This window comes from Acidobacteriota bacterium, assembly GCA_003225175.1.
Classification (GTDB): domain Bacteria; phylum Acidobacteriota; class Terriglobia; order Terriglobales; family Acidobacteriaceae; genus Gp1-AA112.
In genome coordinates this window covers 1-1,807 of record QIBA01000208.1, presented here as the reverse complement: position 1 = coordinate 1,807, position 1,807 = coordinate 1, and the positions used below count along the sequence as shown (strand labels likewise).

Here is a 1,807-nt window from a genome sequence, read left to right as displayed (position 1 = left end):
GCTTATTTTCGCATTTATTTAAATAAGACGAAGCGATTGACGATGAACCAGCACGGGATTTATCCAAAAACTTCGTTCCCGCATTTCCGTAGAAGGACGTGACAAATGAAAGCACCGCCCAGCTAGGGCGGCGATGTGCCGCGGGGGGTTCTGCAAGAAGCGAGTCAAAAACGAAAGCCGCCGATCAAAACGAAAGGCGCGTGAGCCGTAGCGCTGCGTGAAACAAAAAGCCGCCACACGGTGAAGCGTGACGGCTGATTGTGAAATGCTGCTGCTTTATTGGAGTGGGCGCGGCTTTAGGGATTTTTGACCACTTGCGGCGCAGGTTTGCTCGTCTCAAGCTGGGCGCTCACCTTTTGGATTTGCGCTGCTTGTTCCTTCACGGTTGCTGCAAGACCCTCAACCGTGGCTTCCAATTTCTCCACTTTGCGATGCTCTTTGAGGAATTCGTTGAGTAGCATCGCGTTCACCGCTTCGTAGCGGACCGTGTAAATCTCTCCGTTCTCATCGCGCACGACCAGGTCGGGGTTCACATTTGCTACGTCTTCCGCAATCAGTCCAAATTGTGGCGTGCATTCCGCGTCGTTTTTGTAGCGAAAGGTCACAGGTTTAAGTTTCAGGATTCCTTCGCTCGTTTTCTCCATCGCTTTGATCTCTTCCTTGAACTTCCGTGCCGAAGCCGGCGGTTGAGTGCCGAGCCGGCCGGTGCTGTTGATATACACCGGCTTGATCGTTCCACCTTCGCTCACGTTATAAATACCGGCGATAAAGGTGCCGTTCTGTGTTCCTTGCGTGCCAATGCGGATTTTGGCGCTCTCGCCCGCTACTCCGGCATGGCCGATATCGATATTGTTGCTGCCGGTGGTCAGGTTTTGACCGGCTAACGCGCCGACGGCGATGTTGGTACTGCCGGTGTTGCGAAAGAGTGCGTTGAAACCGGTGGCCGTGTTGTTGGTGCCAATTGTGTTTGAAGTCAGCGCGCCGTTCCCGGTGGCAGTGTTGTTGTTGCCGCTCACATTGTTTACAGCAGCCTGAAAACCGATAGCCGTGTTACTGCTGCCGGTGTTGCGAAAGAGCGCGTTGAAACCGGTGGCCGTGTTGTTGGTGCCAATTGTGTTTGAAGTCAGCGCGCCACTGCCGGTGGCAGTGTTGTTGTTGCCGCTCACATTGCTTACAGCAGCCTGAAACCCGATAGCCGTGTTACTGCTGCCGATGGTGTTGTCTAAAAGCGCGTTAACACCGGTGGCAGTGTTGTCTGTGCCGTGTGTGTTGCTATAGAGCGCCTGGAATCCATTGGCCGTGTTAAAGTCCCCGTCTGTGTTGCTATAGAGCGCATAAATTCCGGTGGCGGTATTGTCCTCGCCGCTTGTGTTGCTAAAAAGCGCACTAAAACCGGTCGCGGTATTTTCGGAACCAGTTGTATTGGCTTGAAGCACATTGGAACCGGTGGCTGTGTTATAGCTGCCGGCATTGACCCAGAGGGCATAAAAACCGTTAGCGGTATTGTCCAGGCCGTTTTGGTTGTACTCGAGTGCATGCACTCCAACGGCCGTGTTGTTGTGACCGGTTGTGTTGGCAACGAGGGTCTGGGCGCCAAGGGCGGTGTTATCATCACCGGTATTGTTATAAAGCGCAACACGACCAACGGCCGTGTTCCGCAGGCCCGAGATGTTGGTAAACAGCGCCCAGGCCCCGATGGCTGTGTTGAACATGCCGCTTGTCACGTTCAGGTTAGAGAGCGCGTTAGTGCCTTCAGCCGTGTTGTCGTTGGGATAGCCTCCGTCCGGCGCCGGGGTCACTGCGTGGG

Annotated in this window: 1 protein-coding gene; it reads right to left on the bottom strand. The window is 54.5% G+C overall.

Annotation, left to right across the window (positions count from 1 at the left end; genetic code table 11):
- Window positions 1-296 precede the first annotated feature (296 nt).
- Window positions 297-1,807 (bottom strand): hypothetical protein (locus DMG62_24595; GenBank protein PYY19442.1); only part of this gene is annotated, 1,511 nt, incomplete at its 5' end.